This window comes from Algibacillus agarilyticus (assembly GCF_003286125.1).
GTDB lineage: Bacteria > Pseudomonadota > Gammaproteobacteria > Enterobacterales > Alteromonadaceae > Algibacillus > Algibacillus agarilyticus.
This window is the reverse complement of record NZ_QMED01000007.1, coordinates 165687-185390: the sequence shown is the minus strand read 5'-3', so window position 1 is coordinate 185390 and position 19704 is coordinate 165687. Positions and strand designations below refer to the sequence as shown.

Here is a 19704-nt window from a genome sequence, read left to right as displayed (position 1 = left end):
GTTTAACCTGACACGTAATAGGGAGCTAAAGAAGAGTAGCGTAACTTAAGCCCAGTCAACACCGACAGGTAAAGTATAACTACTATACTCTAGGTGAATCACTCTGCGTTGTGTTGGGGTAATGGCTTTACGCGATGAGTGTAACAAATGTGGTCGCATCACTAAAATGTCGCCTCGCTTTACCTGACACGTAAAAATGTTATCTTGAGAAATAATATTATTGATTTCAGATTGGCGCATAAGCCCTTGAGCATGACTTTTGGGGATCACATTTAAACAACCATTAAACGTGTTTGAATCATCTAAATGAATTCGCAGGGTGATCATATCGTCAAGTACAGCTAAAGGCGCTTGAACATGATTAACGCCTTCTTTAAGACTCCAAGGTCCCCATTCTGGTAAATCAAAACGTTTTGAAACCGCAACCGTTTTGTCTTGGTGCCAACTAACTAACCAATTACTGCTAGGGGTTTTGTTAAAAAAGATAGCGCGTACTAACTGAGGTTTACCCGATAAATATCGTTTTGCTAATGTTATTACATCACTAGATTGCGACATTTTTAATACTAAAGGGGATTTCTTCTCTAAATTACGGATCCCTCCTCGTTTATTTTTGGATGATAGCGTTTTCTCTAAATTCATCATTTCAAGCTGCAAAGCAGTCATTGCTTCAACATCGATAAACTGAGGCACAACCTCAACACCATCATGGTCTACATTCAAGTTTGCCAGGCTCAATTTAAGCACCTTTCATCAATAAGGAAATTCTGTAAAGTTACGTAATGTTGCTGCATACAAATCCATAAATAAGCTAATTTAGTTCTACATTTATTAGATATGAATAAGCAATTAGATTTTTTAAAATTAAATTGCAACCTTTTTGCAACCAACGTCGTCTTGTATAAAAACAAGTTATTAAAACGGTCAAACGGATAAATGAATTTATGAATCAAGTTTTATCATTTTTTATAAAATCCGGCAATAAGCATGCCTTTGAAGCAACACTAGCCCCCCATATGGATGCGCTATTTAAAGTTGCCTATCAATATACAGGGCAAAAATCAGATGCAGAAGATCTGATCCAAGATTTACTGATTGATTTGTATGCAGACCAAGCCAAGCTAAACCAAGTTAAAACATTGAAGCCTTGGCTCATGCGCTGCTTATATAACAAATTTATTGACCAATGCAGACGTGATAAAAAACAAAAAATGAATGACAGCTTAGAACAAAGCAATATTGAAAACTTAACTGCTCGACAGCACCATCACGACGAAAGCGTAATGCATCAACAAGTGTTAATTGGTTTGCAAACGTTATCTCATAACCAAAGAGCAATTGTCAGCTTGCATGATATTGAAGGTTATAGCCTAGTTGAACTCAGTCAGATTATGGACAAACCCGTCGGTACACTCAAGTCAGATTTGCATAGAGCACGTACTAAATTAAAAAATTATTTAAAACTGCAACCTTCTGACGTTGCGATACGTCAATGTCAGTAGAGGTAAAAATAATGAACTGTGAATTTATAGAGCAAAACATAAATGAATTGTGTGACCAAACCGCAATTGGCCAAGAAATATCTGCCGAGCAGCAAAAACAAGCACTCGAGCATATTGAAACTTGCCAACATTGTAAAATTGCGATGGCTGAACATCAAGAATACCTGTTAACAATGCGACAGTTTACAGCCCCAAACCTAGAAGCAGGCGTCTCGGCTAAATTATTACGTAATGCCAAGTCACAACCTGCACCTCAGCATCATAACTTTGGGTTTATGAAAGGGTTTATAGCCGCTTCTGTATTTTTTGTGGCGTTGTTTTCGGCTTGGCAATTTAATCATTCAGATACAGCTGCAATACCACAGCTAGTGAGCAGTGAAGGGTTTTCGACTGAAGTAACATTGGTTATTTATGTGCCTGAAGACATGCCAAATGCTGATTTAAAAATAACGTTACCTGACAATGTACAGCTTGCTGGTTTAAACGATTTAGACAGTTTCAGCTGGCCGGTTGATTTAAAACAAGGTGCAAATACGCTTTCTCTCCCTATCGAGGTAGCCGCCGGTATGGATTTAAATAAAGCTTTAAGCTTTATGGCTAATATTAATTATAAAAATAAACAAAAGGATTTTGAATTAAAAGTGAACTTGATTACGCCTCAAGTCCAAACGCAAAGCTCAGTAAACTCAGCGACTTTGCACTCAACTACAGTTTAAATTATTGGAATAAAAATCATGAATACAAAAATGTTAAAAATTAGCTTAGCGTCAACATTACTTGCTGCCAGTTTAAATATTCAAGCTGAAACAGTCGATTTAGATGATGTAACAATGGAAGTATCGACTCAAGAAGTTAAGCGTGGTAATAGATTAGGCTTACCAATTCGCAGTACAGTTCTTGACTATATGCTTGAAAAAGGCGATATCACGCAAGACGAAATTGATGCTCAAAAAGAATCACGTGAAACGCAAAAGGCAGAACTTAAGCTTTTAAAGGACTCGGGCGACCAAGATGCTTTTGAAGCTAAAAAACTCGAATTACGCGAAAAACGTAAAGAAGATCGTGAAAGCTTAAAAACTTACGTTGAAAACAACGAAGAATTAAAAACAACGATCACTGAATTGAAAACGGAAGCAAAAGAAAAAAGAGACGCGATTAAAGAAAAAAGACGCGAACTAAAAGAGAAAAGACGTGAACAAAGTGAAGCAGCTGACGAATAGTCTGCAGTTTTACGGTTAGATCCTGAACGGCTACATATATCTAAAACGGCTTAAGCAAGTTATTAATAACAGATATAAATACATTTTAATGTAGTGAACCAGTTGAGGTGTTAGCGTGGGTAGGCTGTTTTTAGTTTATCCACGCTTTTTTGACGCCAATACACTTCTCAAATGTCGATCAAACCCCATTCAATTTTAGAAATTTTTCTTAAAAAGTGAGCTTTCTTTTATGAAAATAACCACCTTGAACAATTTTGTATGCGCCAGTATATTCGCCGTTAGCCTGGGTACAACACTCAATGTGCATGCAAAAGATACATCAGCAGATAACGCTGAATATCAACAATTACTCACCCAAGGTCACTCTTTATTTAAAGCAAAAGATTACTCCAAAGCCCTGAGCTTTTATCTTGCATCACAAGATCTAGAGCCACTTGATAGTACCCTGTACAACATCGGCATATGTCACTTTAAGTTAAAAAAATGGCCACAAGCTTTATCGTATTTCAAACAAATAACCATTGATGAACAAAGTGCGACCGTCGTTACTTACAATATTGCCGTCACCTACAAAAAATTAAAAAAGTTTAGTCAAGCACAACAAACGTTTGAGCATATTATTCTTTGGGCTGAAGATGACAAACTAATCAATTTAGCGAGCCAACAAATCAAAGCCTTAAAAGAACAAGGCAACTATCAAGTATCAACTCATAGCACACTCGCTCAATCTAATAAGTTAGATTGGCAAGCATTAGTTAATGTAAGCTATGGTAACGACAACAATGTATTAGAACCGGACGAAGATTCAGCCTCTAACACATCAGATCAATTTATAGAAACATTGGCCACCGCCAGTATTATGCAAAAAAATAACTGGTCGCTCGATTTACTCTATTATGGCAACCAATATTCTCAAGCAAGCGATTATGATATTAGTTTGATCAGCTTGTCGGGCCGTAAATATTTTCCGTTAGCTAACAAAGACAAACTGTATTTAGAATTAAGTGCCGATAAAATCAATTTAGCCGGACAACCTTATATTAGTAACCAAAAACTCAGTGTTGGATACAAAACTAAGTTGAATAGCTCAAACACCGTTAAGCTGAGTGGTTACCTAAAAAGAGTCAGCGATGACGATTCAGCATACCATTATATCGCAGGTACCAGCTCTCGTTTAGCGGCTAAATGGTGGTATGGCACAGGCAACGCGCAATGGACTTTCGGTGCTAAGTTCACGGCAGACAGACGCAACGACCGCTTAACCGAAACAAGCTTTACGAGTTACTCGACCAACCGACTCTTAATATCAACGGGTAGAGCTTGGCAGTGGGGAGACTTCCATCTAGGGGTTAATGCAAATTACCGTATGAGTGAGTACATTGACACGAATTCAGCGACGTTCACGATTGTTGATGTCACTGATACAGGAATAGAAGAAAGCACCGAATATACAACATCTGCGACTCGCAGCGACAAACGATTTTATGTATCGGTAGATGGTGAATATGAAATCACCCCGAACTGGTCAATTACCGGTGAAATAAACAGAACAGACAATAGCTCAAATATAGACAGTTACGAGTATGACCAGCAAAATATGATGTTAGGTGTGAGCTACCAGTTTTAGGACGATTTAATTATTTATAACGCCCTAAGTAATAAACAAGACTTGAGCCGCTTTTCACTTAATTGATAACAAAGATTGAATAGCGGTGCTAACTTAAAGCAAGGTAACTATTGCCAAGCATTAGAATTATCACCACACTCTTTTTCTAATGCTCGCTTTTTGGCGGTCATCATCGCAATGTAATCCGCTTTTTCTTTACCAAACATACTTTCTTCGGCATAAGCAATTAAAAAGCCGTAACTATTCCCTCGGCTCCAACACTCGTCTTTTGATTTTTGCGATTGATTTGATTTTTTGCTAATTTTCTTTTTATGAGCAGAACCACTTATTTCAGTTTGAACCACAACTTCCGGTTTACTGATATTAGGCTCACGTACCGTGATTGCTTCAGTATTATGAACTTCGGTTGGCGCTTGTTGTGAAAAGTGTACAACACCATTTTCATCAACCCATTTATAAATTTCGGCATGAGCGAGGAAAGATAAAAACAAAACAACTGAAAGTAGATAAGGTCGGTGCAAGGTCATATTTTTCATCCTTAAAAAACAGAGAAGCTGAGATCAACTGAAAGCGGATTGATCCCTTTTCTAACTCAATTAAATTTAGCTTCTCAATATAGCATTAACCGTAACAGGCTTTTTTAGCCGCGGCTATTTTATAGTTAAGCATCGCTATATAAGCTCTTTTCTCGGCACCTGAATAATTATTTTCAGCATCAGAAAACATCGCATAATAACGTTTTAATCCTTGTTTACATTCAGCTTGAGTAGGTTTTTCTTCTTGGTTTTGTTGCTTATTGTTTTTAGCAAAATTAGATGAACGTGAAACAGTAGGAACAACATTTACCGGCTGACTAATATTACTCTCACGCACTTTTATTTCTTCAGCATTTTGGCGTTGAGACGGTTTTTGTTGTGAAAAATGCACCACACCGTTGTCGTCAACCCATTTATAAATTTCGGCATGGCAAGTAAACGATAAACACAAAAAAGTAGAAAGTAGATAAGCACGGGGCAAGGTCATATTTTTCATCCTTAAAAAACAGAGAAGCTAAGATCAAGTTAAAGCGTATTGTTCCCTTTTCTAACTCAATTAAATTTAGCTTCTCAATATAACAATTTCAACTGCAGTTAAAGATTTTCGATGGTGTAGCCTTTCTTTTTCAGTAATGTTAATACACCATCATCGCCTACTAAATGCAAAGCCCCAACTAATACCAACTCAGTTTCAGGTGTTTTAAGCATTTTTTCTAACAACGGTAACCAGTTATTGTTACGTTTAACAATTAAATCGTTGTACATTTTAGGAAAGTCTTTAACCCAAGGATCTAAAGCGACTTTAGCCAATGCTTTATTATCGCCCACTCGCCAAGCCGTTTTTAATTTACCCATCATTTCAGGCATTTCTTTAGCATCTTTAAGTGAAAGCTCAATCATTTCATTTTCTTGGCCTTGACCCAAGTTAGCTAAAAAATCGATTTGCTCCGCTGGCGTTTCAAGTGTTAATACGCTTTTAGCGTCGCCCTGACCTTTCATAAAATAATATTCATCAACGCCTGTTCCCGCCATACCTAAACGCTGTAATTCAATCATAGTTAAAGTAATTGACATCATGCTTGGCTTGAATTGCAGCATGTTAGCAATGGGAACATCACGGCTACTTAAATGAGCTTCTAATGCTTGATACGTTTTAGCATTTAAGGCTGATTTTAACGTTTGGCCATCATTAAACATCATTTTAGCCATCAATTGTTGCGAGAACTCAGGCGTTTGTGCGGCGAGTAAATCGGTTTCAAATGCTAATGTTTTGGCTTGTTTATACGCTTTATCAAATGCATCAGGTAACGGATAATCAGATTGACTTAATACATGAACTGTCCCCCCTAAAAATAGAGTTTGATCTCCTTTTGACACTTTCCATACAGGCGACGCAGCAAAACTACTTGCACTCGCAACGAGTAAACAAAGCGCTGATATTTTTCCGATTTTTTTAATCATTTTTATTATTCCTTTAGAGGGCTTTATAGCCGTTTATTTTTTGGTTAAAAACATTGAATCACCATAACTAAAGAAACGATATTGATGAGCGATCGCTTCATTGTAGGCTTTTAAAATATTCGTTTTACCCGCAAATGCCGAAACCAACATGATCAATGTTGATTCAGGTAAATGGAAGTTAGTGAACATGGCATCAATCACTTTAAATTCGTAACCTGGGTAAATAAAGATTTGAGTGTCTTGCTGAAAGGTATCAATCAAAGCATCAGCATTTGATGATTGTGCAGCTTGTGCTGCGCTTTCTAGACTACGCACCGATGTTGTACCCACGGCAATAACGCGACCACCCTGAGCTTTAGTTTGCTTAATAGCATCAACAACATCTTGCGACACGATGGCAAATTCAGAATGCATATTATGCTCGGTGATATCATCAACTCTGACCGATTGAAACGTACCCGCACCAACATGCAAGGTTACAAAAGCCGTTTTAACACCTTTGTCATTCAATTTTTTTAGCAGGGTTTCATCAAAGTGCAAACCCGCTGTCGGGGCTGCCACCGCGCCTTTTTCTGTGCCATAAACCGTTTGATAACGCTCTTTATCACTGCCTTCATCAGGTCTATCGATATAAGGCGGTAAAGGCATATGACCATAACGTTCAAGCAAATCAAAAATCGGTTCATCATTTGTGACTTTTAAGCGAAACAAATCCCCTTGGCGATCAACCATTTCAGCGTTTATCGCGTTTTCAAGAATAACTTCATTACCCGGCTTTAATGCTTTGTTTGCTCTAACATGTGCCAATATATGTTGATCATCTAACACTCGTTCAATCAAGACTTCAATTTTGCCGCCCGTTACTTTTTGCCCTAACAAACGCGCAGGGATGACTTTGGTGTTATTGAAAACCAACAAATCATTTTCATTAACCAAATCGAGCATATCAGTAAACTGTTTATGGTTAATTTGACCAGACGTTCCATCGAGCGTCAGTAATTTAGAATCGGTGCGATTTGGGGTTGGATATCGGGCTATTAAGTCGTCAGGCAAGTCAAAATGAAAATCAGATACGCGCATTGTTAAAAGAAACCTATGTTTCACTGTATAAATATGCGCATAGTCTAGAGCGACAACCAACAATTATCAAGCTGATGCAACGACAACGTTAACAGTTCGTTAATTTAATACACTTAAACAACATTCTGTAATTAAATTACAACTAAACTTGTAAATATGGTGTTAATAAAGGGTTAAATACGTGATTTATGGTATTTTATTAGCTCTAAACTCATATTTATGTTGCTTAATTACAAAATAGAGATATAATGCTTGCACGATTTGGTTATCCAAGTCCCCTTTGAAATTGTTGTTTTTGAGTACCTTATTTAGTGCTTGAGTGTCTATAAGACATTTGTTGCCCAGTTTTTATAAACTGGGCTTTTTTTTGCCTAAAATTTGATATTTTGAATATTTCAACCGGGGAAAGGTTAAGAGACTGGATTGACTCATTCAAAAAAGCGCACAAGATCTATCTTCTTTTCCAATAAAACAAGTGCAGCCGTACAGAGCTTCACATTGAGTCTGACACCAAATCAGTCGCTGTGATGTACCTTTGAATTAAATGAATATCTAAACGTATGATCAGGAAGTCGCTTTAAGTCTAATCTCTTGCTCAAGTTGCTGAAGTTGTGTTTGCGCTTGATCAAACTCTAAATCAGCAGCATATTGATATAAAGTTCGTGCTAACGACTCAAACTCAGTTCCGGTGCAGGCGATATGCAACTGCTCGGCAGCATCTTCTGCCATCGCATCAAAATGCATAAGTAAAGGCGATAGTTTATTTATAAGCTCTGAAATCGCCTTTATATCCACCTCTTTCTCAACCCTATTTACCGCTTGATGCAGGTTTATACGTGCTTGCAGCGCTTCAACAATACCTTCAGTTTGCTTAATTAACGCTGGACTCAAAATCGCAATGTCATCATCGTTCTTAACCGCAATTTCAAGCTGGGCCGACAATTTAGCGAGCTCATAAGCACCGACATAGCTCGCACTTGATTTAAGCGAATGAGCCAGTCTAAATAAAGCGTCTTTATCTGCCAGGTAGTCTATTTCATTAACCCGCTGCGCGATATCTTGATAGGAACTGGCAAAATTACGCACAAGCCCTTCATATAATTTTTCTTTGCCTCCCATTGTCTTCAATGCTTTATTAACATCGATGCCTCTAATATCAGCTAAAGAGCTGACTAAACTTTGCTCTGCTGTGATATCAAGCACAGAGTTTTCTATTTCAGCAAATTCTGTCACGTTTAAATGCTCACGCAACACGTTATAGAGCATCTCAGGTTCGATAGGTTTGGCAAGATGGGCATTCATGCCGGCATTAATGCTTTTTTCTATATCACTTTCCATTGCGTGTGCCGTCATTGCAATAATAGGCGTTTGGATATGAAAGGCATTTCTGACGACACGAGTCGCGGTTAGACCGTCCATTTCAGGCATTTGAATATCCATAAACACCAAGTCATAACTTTTTACTTGCAACATTTTTACCGCGATTTCACCGTTATCGGCCACATCGACTTTCGCGTGGGTATCTTGTAAAAAACCAAGCGCGACTTGTTGATTCAATTTGTTATCTTCAACTAATAGTATTTGGCAATGACTTAAATTAGGTATGCTGTCTAATTTTTTATGAACAGGTTCATTTATTTGTGCGCCGTTAACCATCGTTAACAAGCAGTCGATTAACTGCGTTTTTTCAATAGGTTTTTCAATAAAATATGAAATATCCACATCATGCGCTTGGCGTTTAGCTTCATCTTTATCATAAGCCGACACCATTAATATTTTAGGCATCGCCGATTGTAATTCAGCACTAATTAACCGAGACGCTTCAATGCCATCGAGGTCCGGCATACGCCAATCCATAATAACCAAATCATAAGGTGCGCCTTTTTGCTTAGCGTCGCGCAATACGGCAATCGCCTCTTGGCCACTTTGTGCACTTTGTGCCTGCACACCTACCGAATGAAGAGCATCTAACAAAACACGACGCGATAGCTCGATATCATCAACCACCAAGATATTCAATGAGGCAAGCTCAGACAATGCAGCGGGTTCAGGAATAGGCGTTTTAATGGCAGACTCAACCATAATACTAAAACTAAACGTAGAGCCTTTACCATATTGGCTCGTTACGGCTATTTCACCACCCATTAATTCAGTTAATTGCTTACAGATAGTTAAACCTAACCCCGTGCCACCATATTTACGGGTAATCGATTCATCAGCTTGACTGAAAGATTGAAATAAACGCGCTTGTTGCTCACGTGTCATACCAATACCTGAATCTTTAATACTAAATTGCAGTTTTAACCCTTCAGAAACATTCAGTTTTTTAACTTCTATCGCAATGGTACCTTCGTCGGTAAATTTAACTGCGTTACTGGTTAAGTTGGTAATTATTTGTTGTAAACGCAACGGATCACCTAATACCACACTGGGTAAACCCGGCTCAATGTAGGTGATCAGTTCAATGCCTTTTTCTGATGATTTAACAATGCAACCCGCCACAGCGCGCTGTATGACTTTGTCGATATCAAAAGGCACTTGCTCTATGGTCATCTTGCCTGCTTCAATTTTAGAGAAATCTAAAATATCGTTAATGAGCATCAGCAATGACTGAGACGAATCTAAAATTTTATCAACGTAATCACGTTGCTCAATATTCAAATTAGTGCGTTGCGTTAAACGACTAAATCCGATAACTGCATTCATCGGTGTTCTAATTTCGTGACTCATTTTAGCTAAAAAATTAGATTTAGCTTCAGTCGCATCTTCTGCCGCTTTTTTAGCCTGTACTAATTCGGCAGTACGTCGCTCTACCCGTTTTTCCATCGTGTCGTATAATAAGGCATTAGACAATGACACCGAAGCTTGTGCTGCAATCGTTTCAAGCATCGCGATGTGCTCATCACTAAACGCATCTTCGATTAACTGGTTTTCTAAATAAACAATGGCAACCATTTTTCCTTGGTTGATCACCGGCAAGCAGGTGATAGACAACGGCTGATTGTATATAAAATACGGGTCTTGACAAAATTCAGCGGCTTGCGCGGGTCGGTTGTAAGAGCAGAGTTGGTGTGACACATGTACCATGCGGATCACACTATGGGGTAACAATGCCTCGGCATCATCTTCTTCTAGTGGCAATGCATCTAGCGTATTAATTTGTTCAATGTTACCCAATGCATGTAAGTATAAACTTTCATCTTCAACCGTTACTAAGCCCCCTCTGTCGGCACCTGCATTTTGTAATAACAACCCCATTAGCTTAATTAATAAATTTTCGAGTTGGATCTCACTCGATATAATATGATTGACTTTAAGCACCGTTGAAAGATCAATCAGGTGATCAGATTGTTGAATTTCGGTACGGGTAGAAAAGCGAATATTGGGCCAATTTTCAACGATATGCTCAGTTTTAGCAATCGCCCCCCAGCGGTGATAGAGATAATAAGCTTCTTGTATAAAATAAACCGCGGCTTGGGTTTGATTAATCGATTGCAAAAAATAAGCATAACGTTCGTTAGCTAACGCTTCGCAAGCCAAATAATCATCTTGCTTAGCGCGTTCAATAGCTTGAGCATAATTAGCCATTGCGCTTTCATTTTCACCTTGCACAACTGCAAGTTCAGCTTTAAGCAACAATGCTTTATGAGAGAAATTTTCTGGGCAGTCGTTTTCCCAAAGTGTAAACTTACTTAATAAATCATTCGCTAAGTTTACATAATGCAGCGATTCATCGGGTTGCCTTATCGCAAAACGCAAATACGTTAATGCACCATAAAAATTAGCTTCTATCGTCAATGAACTATCAGGCATAAATGCATCAACCAGCGGCAAGTTAGCGGCAAATTTAACTTGCGCCGCTTCATCATCAAACAAATAGGCGTTGCGGATCATTGCGTGGGTGTGCAATGCCAGTTCCATCGATGGTGTCGCGTAATCTTGATTTAATATATCACCAACTGAAACCTCAGCATCATCACAATTCATGGCCGAGTACGTTTTGCCCATCAAGGCTAATACGGGCTGCAAAGAAGAAACATAGACGTATTGTGCAGCCATAGGTTGATGAGAGAGTGTGATGAACTCTAAACCCCGACGAATTTGTGTTTCCACTTCATTTAAATTGCAGCCTTTTATGATTTTTGCAATGGCTAACGTGATCACTGAATAACCGGCGTAGACTAAATTGATCCCTTCTGCCCCCCAATCAATGTTACGTTGTAAATGCCCAAATGAATTTTCAATGGGCTCACACCAGACTTGATACCCAGTTGAAAAAACTTGATAAACACCACAAACGTGGTAGCGATTACCACGCGCATTAGCAAATTTAGTGGCCAAGAGTCCTGTTTGATAACAGTCACGATATGGCCTCAACATCCGAGCTCGACAAACCATATAAGAACGAAAGGCAATGGCCGTTAAATCACATTGGCCATGTGTTAACGAGAGTTGGACCATGTTATTGGCAACAAAACAATAACGATATTGCTGACCGGTTAAATACAAAGGCGTGATTAATGCATCATACAGTTTAATTTGTTGTGCGATCGCTTCATCCGCTATTTCAGGTAACGCTAATAAGGCTGCTTCATCATACTGAGCAAGCAAATTTTCAGTTTGCTCAAATAACGAGATGACTTGTTCTTTAGCTTCTTCTTCATTTTGAGGCAGTTTAATATCAAATAACGTTAATGCAGAAAGTGCAATATCGATCGCTTCCATAAACCGCATTTGAATTTGATATTGTTCAACTTGTGTTTGAATAAGAGCCGCTTTGGCCATTAGATTGGGCGCTTGCGGAATAGCAAGTTCATAGACTTTATCAGCTTCATCATAATCGCCTGATAAATATGAACACTCAGCCAATTCTCGATAAAGCATTAACGTATTTTTAGGGATCGAAATCCATGAATGAGCAGAAAGTAATGTTTTTCCCGTTTTAAGCAACCGACATGCCATCGCATATGCTGAAGATAACTTCGCTTTTAATGCCCCTCGCACATATAACGCAATTAATTTTTGCTTTTCTTTTTCATCGGTGATTAAACTTAGCGATTTACTAAATTGCTCTAAAACGATAAATAATAAACGATCAAGAACAATATCATTTTCGCAATAAGTTAATAACTGTCGCCCCATGTTTAACTGTAATTGAGCTCGGTCGTTATCATGAGTTAGGGTGTAAGAAGCTTGTTGTACCCTATCGTGTAAAAAACGATATTTGGCATGTTGTATAACATCAGGTGATTGATTGTATTTATAATCTTCATCAATCGGGACAATCAAACCGACTTGCAATGCAGGCCATAAATCGTTAGCTAAACGATGCGCCTTTTGATCGGTTATCGTGATCAATAACGCCATATCAAAACGGTTGCCCAAATGAGCCGCTACAGATAATAAATGCTGTGTGCTCGCGGGTAACTTTTGTAATTTACTCACCATTAAATCAACAACGTTATCGGTCGTATTACAGATGCGTATCTTGTTTAATTCCCACTGCCACAAACCATAATGGCGATTAAAATGAATAAGCTTATCTTCATGTAAAGTATGTAAAAACTGATTTAAAAAGAAAGGATTGCCACCTGTTTTTTCGATGCATAATTTCGCTAATTGCGTGTTACTGCCTGCATCCGTTTTAAACGCATCATGTATGAGTTGCTTAATATTTTGTAAGGACAAATGGGACAATATCAGCCTTTCAAATTGTGCTGCTTGCTGTTCCACTGAATTCAACATTGAAATGAGTGGATGCATGCTCCCCACTTCATTATCACGATACGCGCCCACAATGAGTAGATTAGATTCACTTTCATTTACGAGCTGATGCTCTAATAATTTTAATGTGGGCAAATCAGCCCACTGCAAATCATCCACAAAAATAACTAAGCATGCATCTCCGGAAGAAAGCACGTTAATAAATTTAGCGAAGGTTAATAAAAATCGATTTTCGCTTTCTGCCGGCGGTAAAGGTGTTAATTCTTTAGGCTCACCGATTAACTCTTTTAACGTTGGGATTATCTGTGTGATCACGCCGGCATTATCACCCAGCGTTTTAATCAACGTGGTTTTCCAATAGGCTTTTTTAGCAGGTGATTCAGATAAAAACAGTCGCATAAGTGGATCGAATGCTTGCACAAGTGCGGTATAAGGTTGATTACGGTTATATTGGTCGCACTTACCTTTAACAAATAAACCTCTTCTGGCTAATACCGGTTTATGTAATTCATTAACCAATGCCGTTTTACCAATACCCGAATAGCCAGCAACTGCCAATAATTGGGCTTTACCACGACTCGCACGATCAAAAGCGGCGAGTAAACAATCGAGAGCAGCTTCACGTCCATATAGCTTTTGTGGCAAACAAAATTGCTCTGGCAAATCTTGCTGTGCAATAGCAAAATCATTAACACTGCCTTGTTGCACCAATTGCAAATTACAACTTTTAAGATCTTCTAAAATACCATAGCTACTTTGGTAACGTTCATCAGGGCTTTTTGCTAACAGTTTTTGTACAATGTTAGATAATACCAGTGGAATATTCGGATCAAGGATGGCAAGTGCATTAGGTGTAGTCGCGATATGTGCATGGATCAATGCCATGGCTTCTGAAACTAAAAAGGGTTTTTGACCTAAAAATAAATAATATAAAACGGCACCTAAACTATAAAAATCAGCACGGTAATCGACATTTAAACGAGTACGCCCGGTCAGCTCTGGTGACATATAAGCAAGCGAATTCCAAAGTGATATATTGTTATCTGATGGATATTCCGTTTTTAATTGTGTCGATAATTCAAACTCTGATAACTGAACTTTGTGATCGGTTAAATTAACCCATATATTGTCTGGCGTTAAGTTACGGTGAACAACATCTCGGCTGTGCAAATCGCTCACAGCCGTGACTAAATTACAAGCAATGCTTATTTTATCAATTAATGTTAACTGATTTTTATTAATTAAATCTTGCAGCGTTGTTGCCGAATGCGGTTGATATACAACAGCTAAAATAGTGTTTGTGGCAATAAGATCGACCATACGAACCGCGTATGTCGTCGACAAGAGTTGAATTATTTCAAGTTCATGTTTCCAACGCGCCGTCATTTCTAGGCTAGGATGCTCATGGTTTATGTACTTGATAATAACAGGTTTTCCATTTTCTCGTCGCGCATTGGCTAACGACACATTTCCATTTACATGACGAATATCCGTCACCGAATAAGAACCTATTTTCATAATTTACAACCTTGGTTTGCCTTAACTTAACGTAAAAAAACTGAAAAAAGACGTTATAGTATATAACTCGATCATTCTTTGGTTTTAATTATTAACGAATTTACAAATAACACTAATTTTTATGCCTTATTTTTACCCTATTGTTAACTAATTTATTATTAAAAATAAAGCGTTACCTTGTTTTTTAGTCCGAACAAGGCTAAAAATTGATATTACTGTTTTATAAAACATAAAAAGCCAGTGGTTTTCTTATTTCAAAAAAGATTAATAACAACTTAACAAGATAATATCGCTAACATTAAATTTAATAAGTCATTAATTGATAACAATAAAAAAGGATAAATTCATGAGTACAATCCCGACGCTTCCGCAACATGATACACCTGAACAACAAGCATCACGCCAATTCGATATATCATTAAACCGAACCAACTATAATTACATGACCTCTTATATCGACGATGTGCCACTATCAGCTGATTTACCTAAAGAACAAGAATTTACTATTGACTACTACGCCAAAGTTTTACCCGTTGCACAACGAATTGCCAAAAACTTTATAGCCGTAGTGAAGGAAATCATCGCCAAAGAAATTGCCGATGATTTATCAATAAATGTACTCAATGAATTAAAAGAAGCCGCTGAAGAATTATCTAATGGTGTTGATTTTCGTCACTTAGGTAACGAACTAGACGCCTTAAAAAAAGTCATTGGGTTTATTGGTAAACTACCAAAAGCGTTAGAAAATTTAGCTCATTTACCAGGTGACATTGAAAAAATAATCAGTGGTTTTAAAGATGTAACCGAAGAAGCATTACGTGAAGGTAGCACTGCATTTTTAAAAGATACCTTATACGACACCGTTAGCACAAAGGAAGGTCGAGATTATTTGGCAGCCAAATCAATCGAAGATTATGAAAGTTTATTTGCAACACTCGATTTACCGCAAATGCTGACCATTCCAACACAAGATTGGATGACAGGAACCGATAAACCTTGTTTGCAAGATTGGTTTTTTGGTTATATTCAAATCGGAGGATTTAATACAACCAATTTACGAGGCGTTCAAATCACATCACCAGTGGGTAGCGAAATAATTGCGTTAGCCGCATTAAAAGCAAAAATGCCGATTACCGATGCTATATTGCAAGCTGAAACAGGCGATAACACGTTAACATTAGAAAGTGCGATCGCAAATAATCGATTATTTGCAGTAGATTATGCCCAGCTTGAAGGTGCCAAAGCGATACCCGTACATAATAAAGAGCGCTATCTAGCAGCCCCCATCGCGTTATTCTATTTAAATCCAACAGCACCAGCGGGTTATCCCCCCTTAGCGAATGGCGTCATGCAGCCTATCGCCATTCAATTATCACAAGCGTTTGATGCCACTGACTCACCTATTTTTACGCCAACTGATGCGGCAGAAGCTAATGATGAAAATGGTTTAAAATGGCGTATTGCTAAGTATTTTGTCAATGTTTGCTGCGCCATTCAACATGAAGCCGTCGCTCATTTAGGTTCATGTCATCTAACCATAGACCCTATGATTGTCGCCGCTAACCGCCAATTTGCCGCACAGCACCCTTTAATGGTGTTATTAAAACCGCATTTTCGTTTCACTATTAATATAAACAATAGTGCTTTGCATAGCTTAATTGTGCCCGGTGGCGTGGTGGCTACCAATGTCGGCCCCGCCATTCAAGATACCTGGGACTTAGTTTCTAAAGCACATAAAAAATGGCGTTTTGATGATAACTCACCTGAAAATATATTTGCATTGCGCGGTGTCGACACCATCGAGAACTTCCCCTTTAAAGACGATACCTTATTACTTTGGCAATCAACACAAAAATGGGTGAAAGCCTATATTGAAACCTACTACACATCAGATGAAGATGTCGTTAACGATATTGAATTACAAGGCTGGATCAAAGAAATGGTTTCACCTAAATTGGTGGGTATTAAAGGCATGAATGGGTTAACGGCAACAGGAGATGAAGATCAACCATACAAAATAACTAACCGAGAATACTTAATTCAAGTGATTGCACAAATCATTTATATAGCGGGTCCGCAACATGCTTCGGTTAACTATGCTCAATACCCGTTAATGTCGTATATGCCTAGTGTCGCGGGCACAATTTATAACCCGGCTCCCACTAAAGAGACTGAAATCAAAGACGAAAATGATTGCATTAAATGGTACCCACCGGTTGATGTCTCTATGTATACTTTTTTGTTTGAATATTTATTAACCGGCGTGCAATACGATACGTTTGGCCATTATAGTGATAACCCACGTCAATCCTATTTTGCCGACGACAGGTTAGCGGAGCCTTTATGTGATCTACATGAAGAATTAAGTTTAATCGAAATAGAAATCAGAAAGCGTAATAAAAAACGGCCAATGGAATATCCATTTCAATTACCTTCACAAATACCGAATAGTATTAGTATCTAAAAATTGTGTTAAAAGATGGATGTATAGTCAAAGCGATCGGGTTTTAGGGGCAGGTTTCTGAAACCTAAGTACTTACATCCATGTAAGCAAAGCAGTCAAGCTTCGAGACGCCATGAGCATATGCTCTACTATGTGATTGGGGCGAGTAAGCGCTGACAATGAACCATAAAACCTGAGCGAGAAGACTATAAGGTGCGTAAATCGCACCTTTTATTATGTCAGCCCGCGCATTCGACTCATATTATAATGCGCTAAACTGATAAACCACTTCGCGTTTGTATTGCTCGCCTTTACGCAAAATAGGCGAAGGGAAATGAGCATGGTTAATCGCATCAGGAAAATTTTGAGCTTCTAAACACACGCCTTGAAAACCATCAAACTCACCGCCTAAATAACGTCCGGTATACAACTGAACACCGGCTTGATCGGTAAACAATTGTAATTTAACTTGGTTTTTCTCTGAGACAAGAGTGGCTTTAGCTTGCGAGAATGGCGTGTTATCAAGTACATAACAATGATCGAAACCACCCGCCGCTAATACTTGCTCATCAGTTGCTTTGGCTTGACGATCACCAAGCTGCGCAAATTCACGAAAAGCAAAATCGCCTTGGCCAACGGCTTTTAATTCACCTGTTGGAATACTTTGCTCATTAAGTGGTAAATAACTCGCGGCTTCTAATTGCAATAACAAGTTGTTACTGGTTTTTTCACCTAAATCAAAATAACAGTGGTTAGTTAAATTAATAATCGTGTCAGCGTCACTATCGGCTAAATAGGTTATTTCAACGCGGTTATCATCGGTTAACGTATAAACAACAGATACATTTAATTGCCCCGGAAAACCTTCATCACCCGCTGCTGAGGTCAAATTAAACACAGCTTTTTGCTCTGTTGTTTGACTGTTATCAATCTGCCAATAACGATAAGAAAAATTAAGTTCGCCACCGTGTAAGCAATTTTCGCCATTGGTAATCGCCAGTTGATACGTTTTTTCATTCAGGGCGAATTGTCCTTTTGCGATGCGGTTACATACTCGTCCGCAAGTTGCACCTAAATAGAAAACATCATCGGCATAACTGTCGACATTTTGATAAGCGACGGTCATTTCAGTTAATTCACCTGCAACCGGAAATTTAATAGAGCGAATACGAGCACCAATATTCAATAACTCAACTTGCATGCCATTCGCATTTTTTAATGTTATTACTTTCAAAGAATCTGTCATGTCATTTACTTCACTTGTGTTTTTAAAGAGAGTTCTAAATATTATTTTGTGTTAAAGCTAACCCGACTGGCTAACCGCGTTAAATAGCGCATTATCGACAGTCGTGATTTGTCAGTTTTATTCTTTCTATCTACAGGCGTTAAAGCATAACTAAAAAAAAACGCAGCTGACAATAACGAATTGTCATACTGCGTTTATTAAATAAAGATGCGCTCAAAACGACGGACGTTTCAAGCTTAAATCCATTACTCGGCATAACCATTAGGGTTATTTGATTGCCAGCGCCAAGAATCTTCAACCATATCAGTTAATGATTTTTCGGCTTTCCAACCTAATACTGATTCTGCATAAGCGGGGTTAGCATAACATTGGCCAATGTCACCTGGGCGACGATCAACAATCTTGTAAGGTACGTCTTTACCACATGCTTTAGAAAACGCATTTACCATTTCAAGAACAGAATAGCCTTGACCCGTACCTAAGTTAAACGTATGACAACCGGCCTTTCCATGTAAAGCTTCAATCGCTTTTAAGTGCCCAACCGCTAAATCAACAACATGAATATAATCACGAACACCCGTGCCATCAACTGTATCGTAATCATTACCAAATACCGATAAAAACTCACGTTTACCCACAGCAACTTGTGTTATAAATGGCATTAAATTATTAGGAATACCTTTAGGGTCTTCACCAATAGTGCCTGAAACATGCGCCCCAACAGGGTTAAAATAACGTAATAACACCACTGAAAGATCGCTATTAGAAGCAACCGTCTCACGACACATTTGCTCAACAACTAATTTAGTTTGGCCATATGGGTTAGTGGTGCTGAGTGGAAAATCTTCAGTAATTGGAACGGTGGCCGGATCACCATAAACCGTTGCAGAAGAACTAAAGACTAACGTATTGACATTGAACTTGTCCATAACTTGCATTAAAACACGTGAACCGTTCACATTATTATCGTAATAAGCTAATGGAATTTGGGTTGATTCGCCAACCGCTTTTAAACCCGCAAAATGGATAACGGCATCAACATTATGCGCAGAAAAAATGGCGTCAAGTGCAGCTTCATCACGGATATCAGCATTAATAAATAAAGGCGCTTTGCCACAAATTTTTTCTACTCTGCGTAAAGACTCTTCACTGCTATTCCCTAGATTATCCACAACGATAACCTCATGGTTAGCATTCAATAGCTCAATACAAGTATGCGAACCAATATAGCCGGCACCACCAGTTACTAATACTTTCATAATTATTCCTATGTTGTCTGAATTAGGTACAAAAGCCCAATGGGAACGTTCTCCCTCAGGGAATAAAAAAATAAACCTGAGTTCAATA

General features: G+C 38.3%; 13 protein-coding genes. 5 read left to right on the top strand and 8 right to left on the bottom strand.

The window, feature by feature from the left end:
• Positions 1-45: 45 nt before the first annotated feature.
• Positions 46-738: a phytanoyl-CoA dioxygenase family protein gene (locus tag DPX34_RS08145; RefSeq protein WP_198673652.1), complete on the bottom strand. Its 693-nt coding sequence runs from the start codon at positions 736-738 to the stop codon at positions 46-48.
• Between the two features lie 206 nt (positions 739-944).
• Between DPX34_RS08145 and DPX34_RS08140 the strand changes: the two genes are divergently transcribed.
• The 4 genes from DPX34_RS08140 (at position 945) to DPX34_RS08125 (ending at position 4349) form a co-directional block, all read left to right on the top strand.
• Positions 945-1502, top strand: a complete 558-nt coding sequence (locus tag DPX34_RS08140; RefSeq protein WP_111977915.1) for an RNA polymerase sigma factor — start codon at positions 945-947, stop codon at positions 1500-1502.
• 11 nt (positions 1503-1513) lie between these two features.
• Positions 1514-2218, top strand: coding sequence for an anti-sigma factor family protein (locus tag DPX34_RS08135; RefSeq protein WP_111977914.1), 705 nt, complete (start codon positions 1514-1516; stop codon positions 2216-2218).
• A gap of 18 nt (positions 2219-2236) precedes the next feature.
• Positions 2237-2722, top strand: coding sequence for a hypothetical protein (locus DPX34_RS08130; protein ID WP_111977913.1), 486 nt, complete (start codon positions 2237-2239; stop codon positions 2720-2722).
• Positions 2723-2951: 229 nt separating this feature from the next.
• Positions 2952-4349: a tetratricopeptide repeat protein gene (locus tag DPX34_RS08125; RefSeq protein WP_111977912.1), complete on the top strand. Its 1398-nt coding sequence runs from the start codon at positions 2952-2954 to the stop codon at positions 4347-4349.
• Positions 4350-4456: 107 nt separating this feature from the next.
• Here DPX34_RS08125 and DPX34_RS08120 read toward each other — a convergent pair whose 3' ends face one another.
• From DPX34_RS08120 to DPX34_RS08100, 5 genes are all read right to left on the bottom strand, one after another.
• Positions 4457-4876, bottom strand: coding sequence for a DUF4124 domain-containing protein (locus DPX34_RS08120; protein ID WP_157964663.1), 420 nt, complete (start codon positions 4874-4876; stop codon positions 4457-4459).
• Positions 4877-4970: 94 nt separating this feature from the next.
• On the bottom strand, positions 4971-5372 hold the full coding sequence (locus tag DPX34_RS08115; RefSeq protein ID WP_157964662.1) for a DUF4124 domain-containing protein: 402 nt from the start codon (positions 5370-5372) through the stop codon (positions 4971-4973).
• A 107-nt stretch (positions 5373-5479) separates the two neighbouring features.
• Positions 5480-6346: a TraB/GumN family protein gene (locus DPX34_RS08110; protein WP_111977909.1), complete on the bottom strand. Its 867-nt coding sequence runs from the start codon at positions 6344-6346 to the stop codon at positions 5480-5482.
• Between the two features lie 33 nt (positions 6347-6379).
• The gene (gene queA / locus DPX34_RS08105; RefSeq protein ID WP_111977908.1) at positions 6380-7426 is read right to left on the bottom strand and encodes a tRNA preQ1(34) S-adenosylmethionine ribosyltransferase-isomerase QueA; all 1047 of its coding nucleotides are present in this window, start codon (positions 7424-7426) and stop codon (positions 6380-6382) included.
• Between the two features lie 564 nt (positions 7427-7990).
• A complete protein-coding gene (locus DPX34_RS08100) occupies positions 7991-14668 on the bottom strand; it encodes a response regulator (RefSeq protein ID WP_111977907.1) in 6678 nt (2225 codons plus the stop codon).
• Positions 14669-15014: 346 nt separating this feature from the next.
• Here DPX34_RS08100 and DPX34_RS08095 point away from each other — a divergent pair, with 346 nt between their 5' ends.
• Entirely contained in the window at positions 15015-17132 is a 2118-nt protein-coding gene (locus DPX34_RS08095; RefSeq protein ID WP_111977906.1) for a lipoxygenase family protein, read from the top strand.
• A gap of 241 nt (positions 17133-17373) precedes the next feature.
• Here the strand turns inward: DPX34_RS08095 and DPX34_RS08090 are convergent, their stop codons facing one another.
• A complete protein-coding gene (locus tag DPX34_RS08090) occupies positions 17374-18357 on the bottom strand; it encodes an aldose epimerase family protein (RefSeq protein ID WP_111977905.1) in 984 nt (327 codons plus the stop codon).
• Positions 18358-18602: 245 nt separating this feature from the next.
• Entirely contained in the window at positions 18603-19616 is a 1014-nt protein-coding gene (galE, locus tag DPX34_RS08085; RefSeq protein WP_111977904.1) for a UDP-glucose 4-epimerase GalE, read from the bottom strand.
• Positions 19617-19704: the final 88 nt, after the last annotated feature.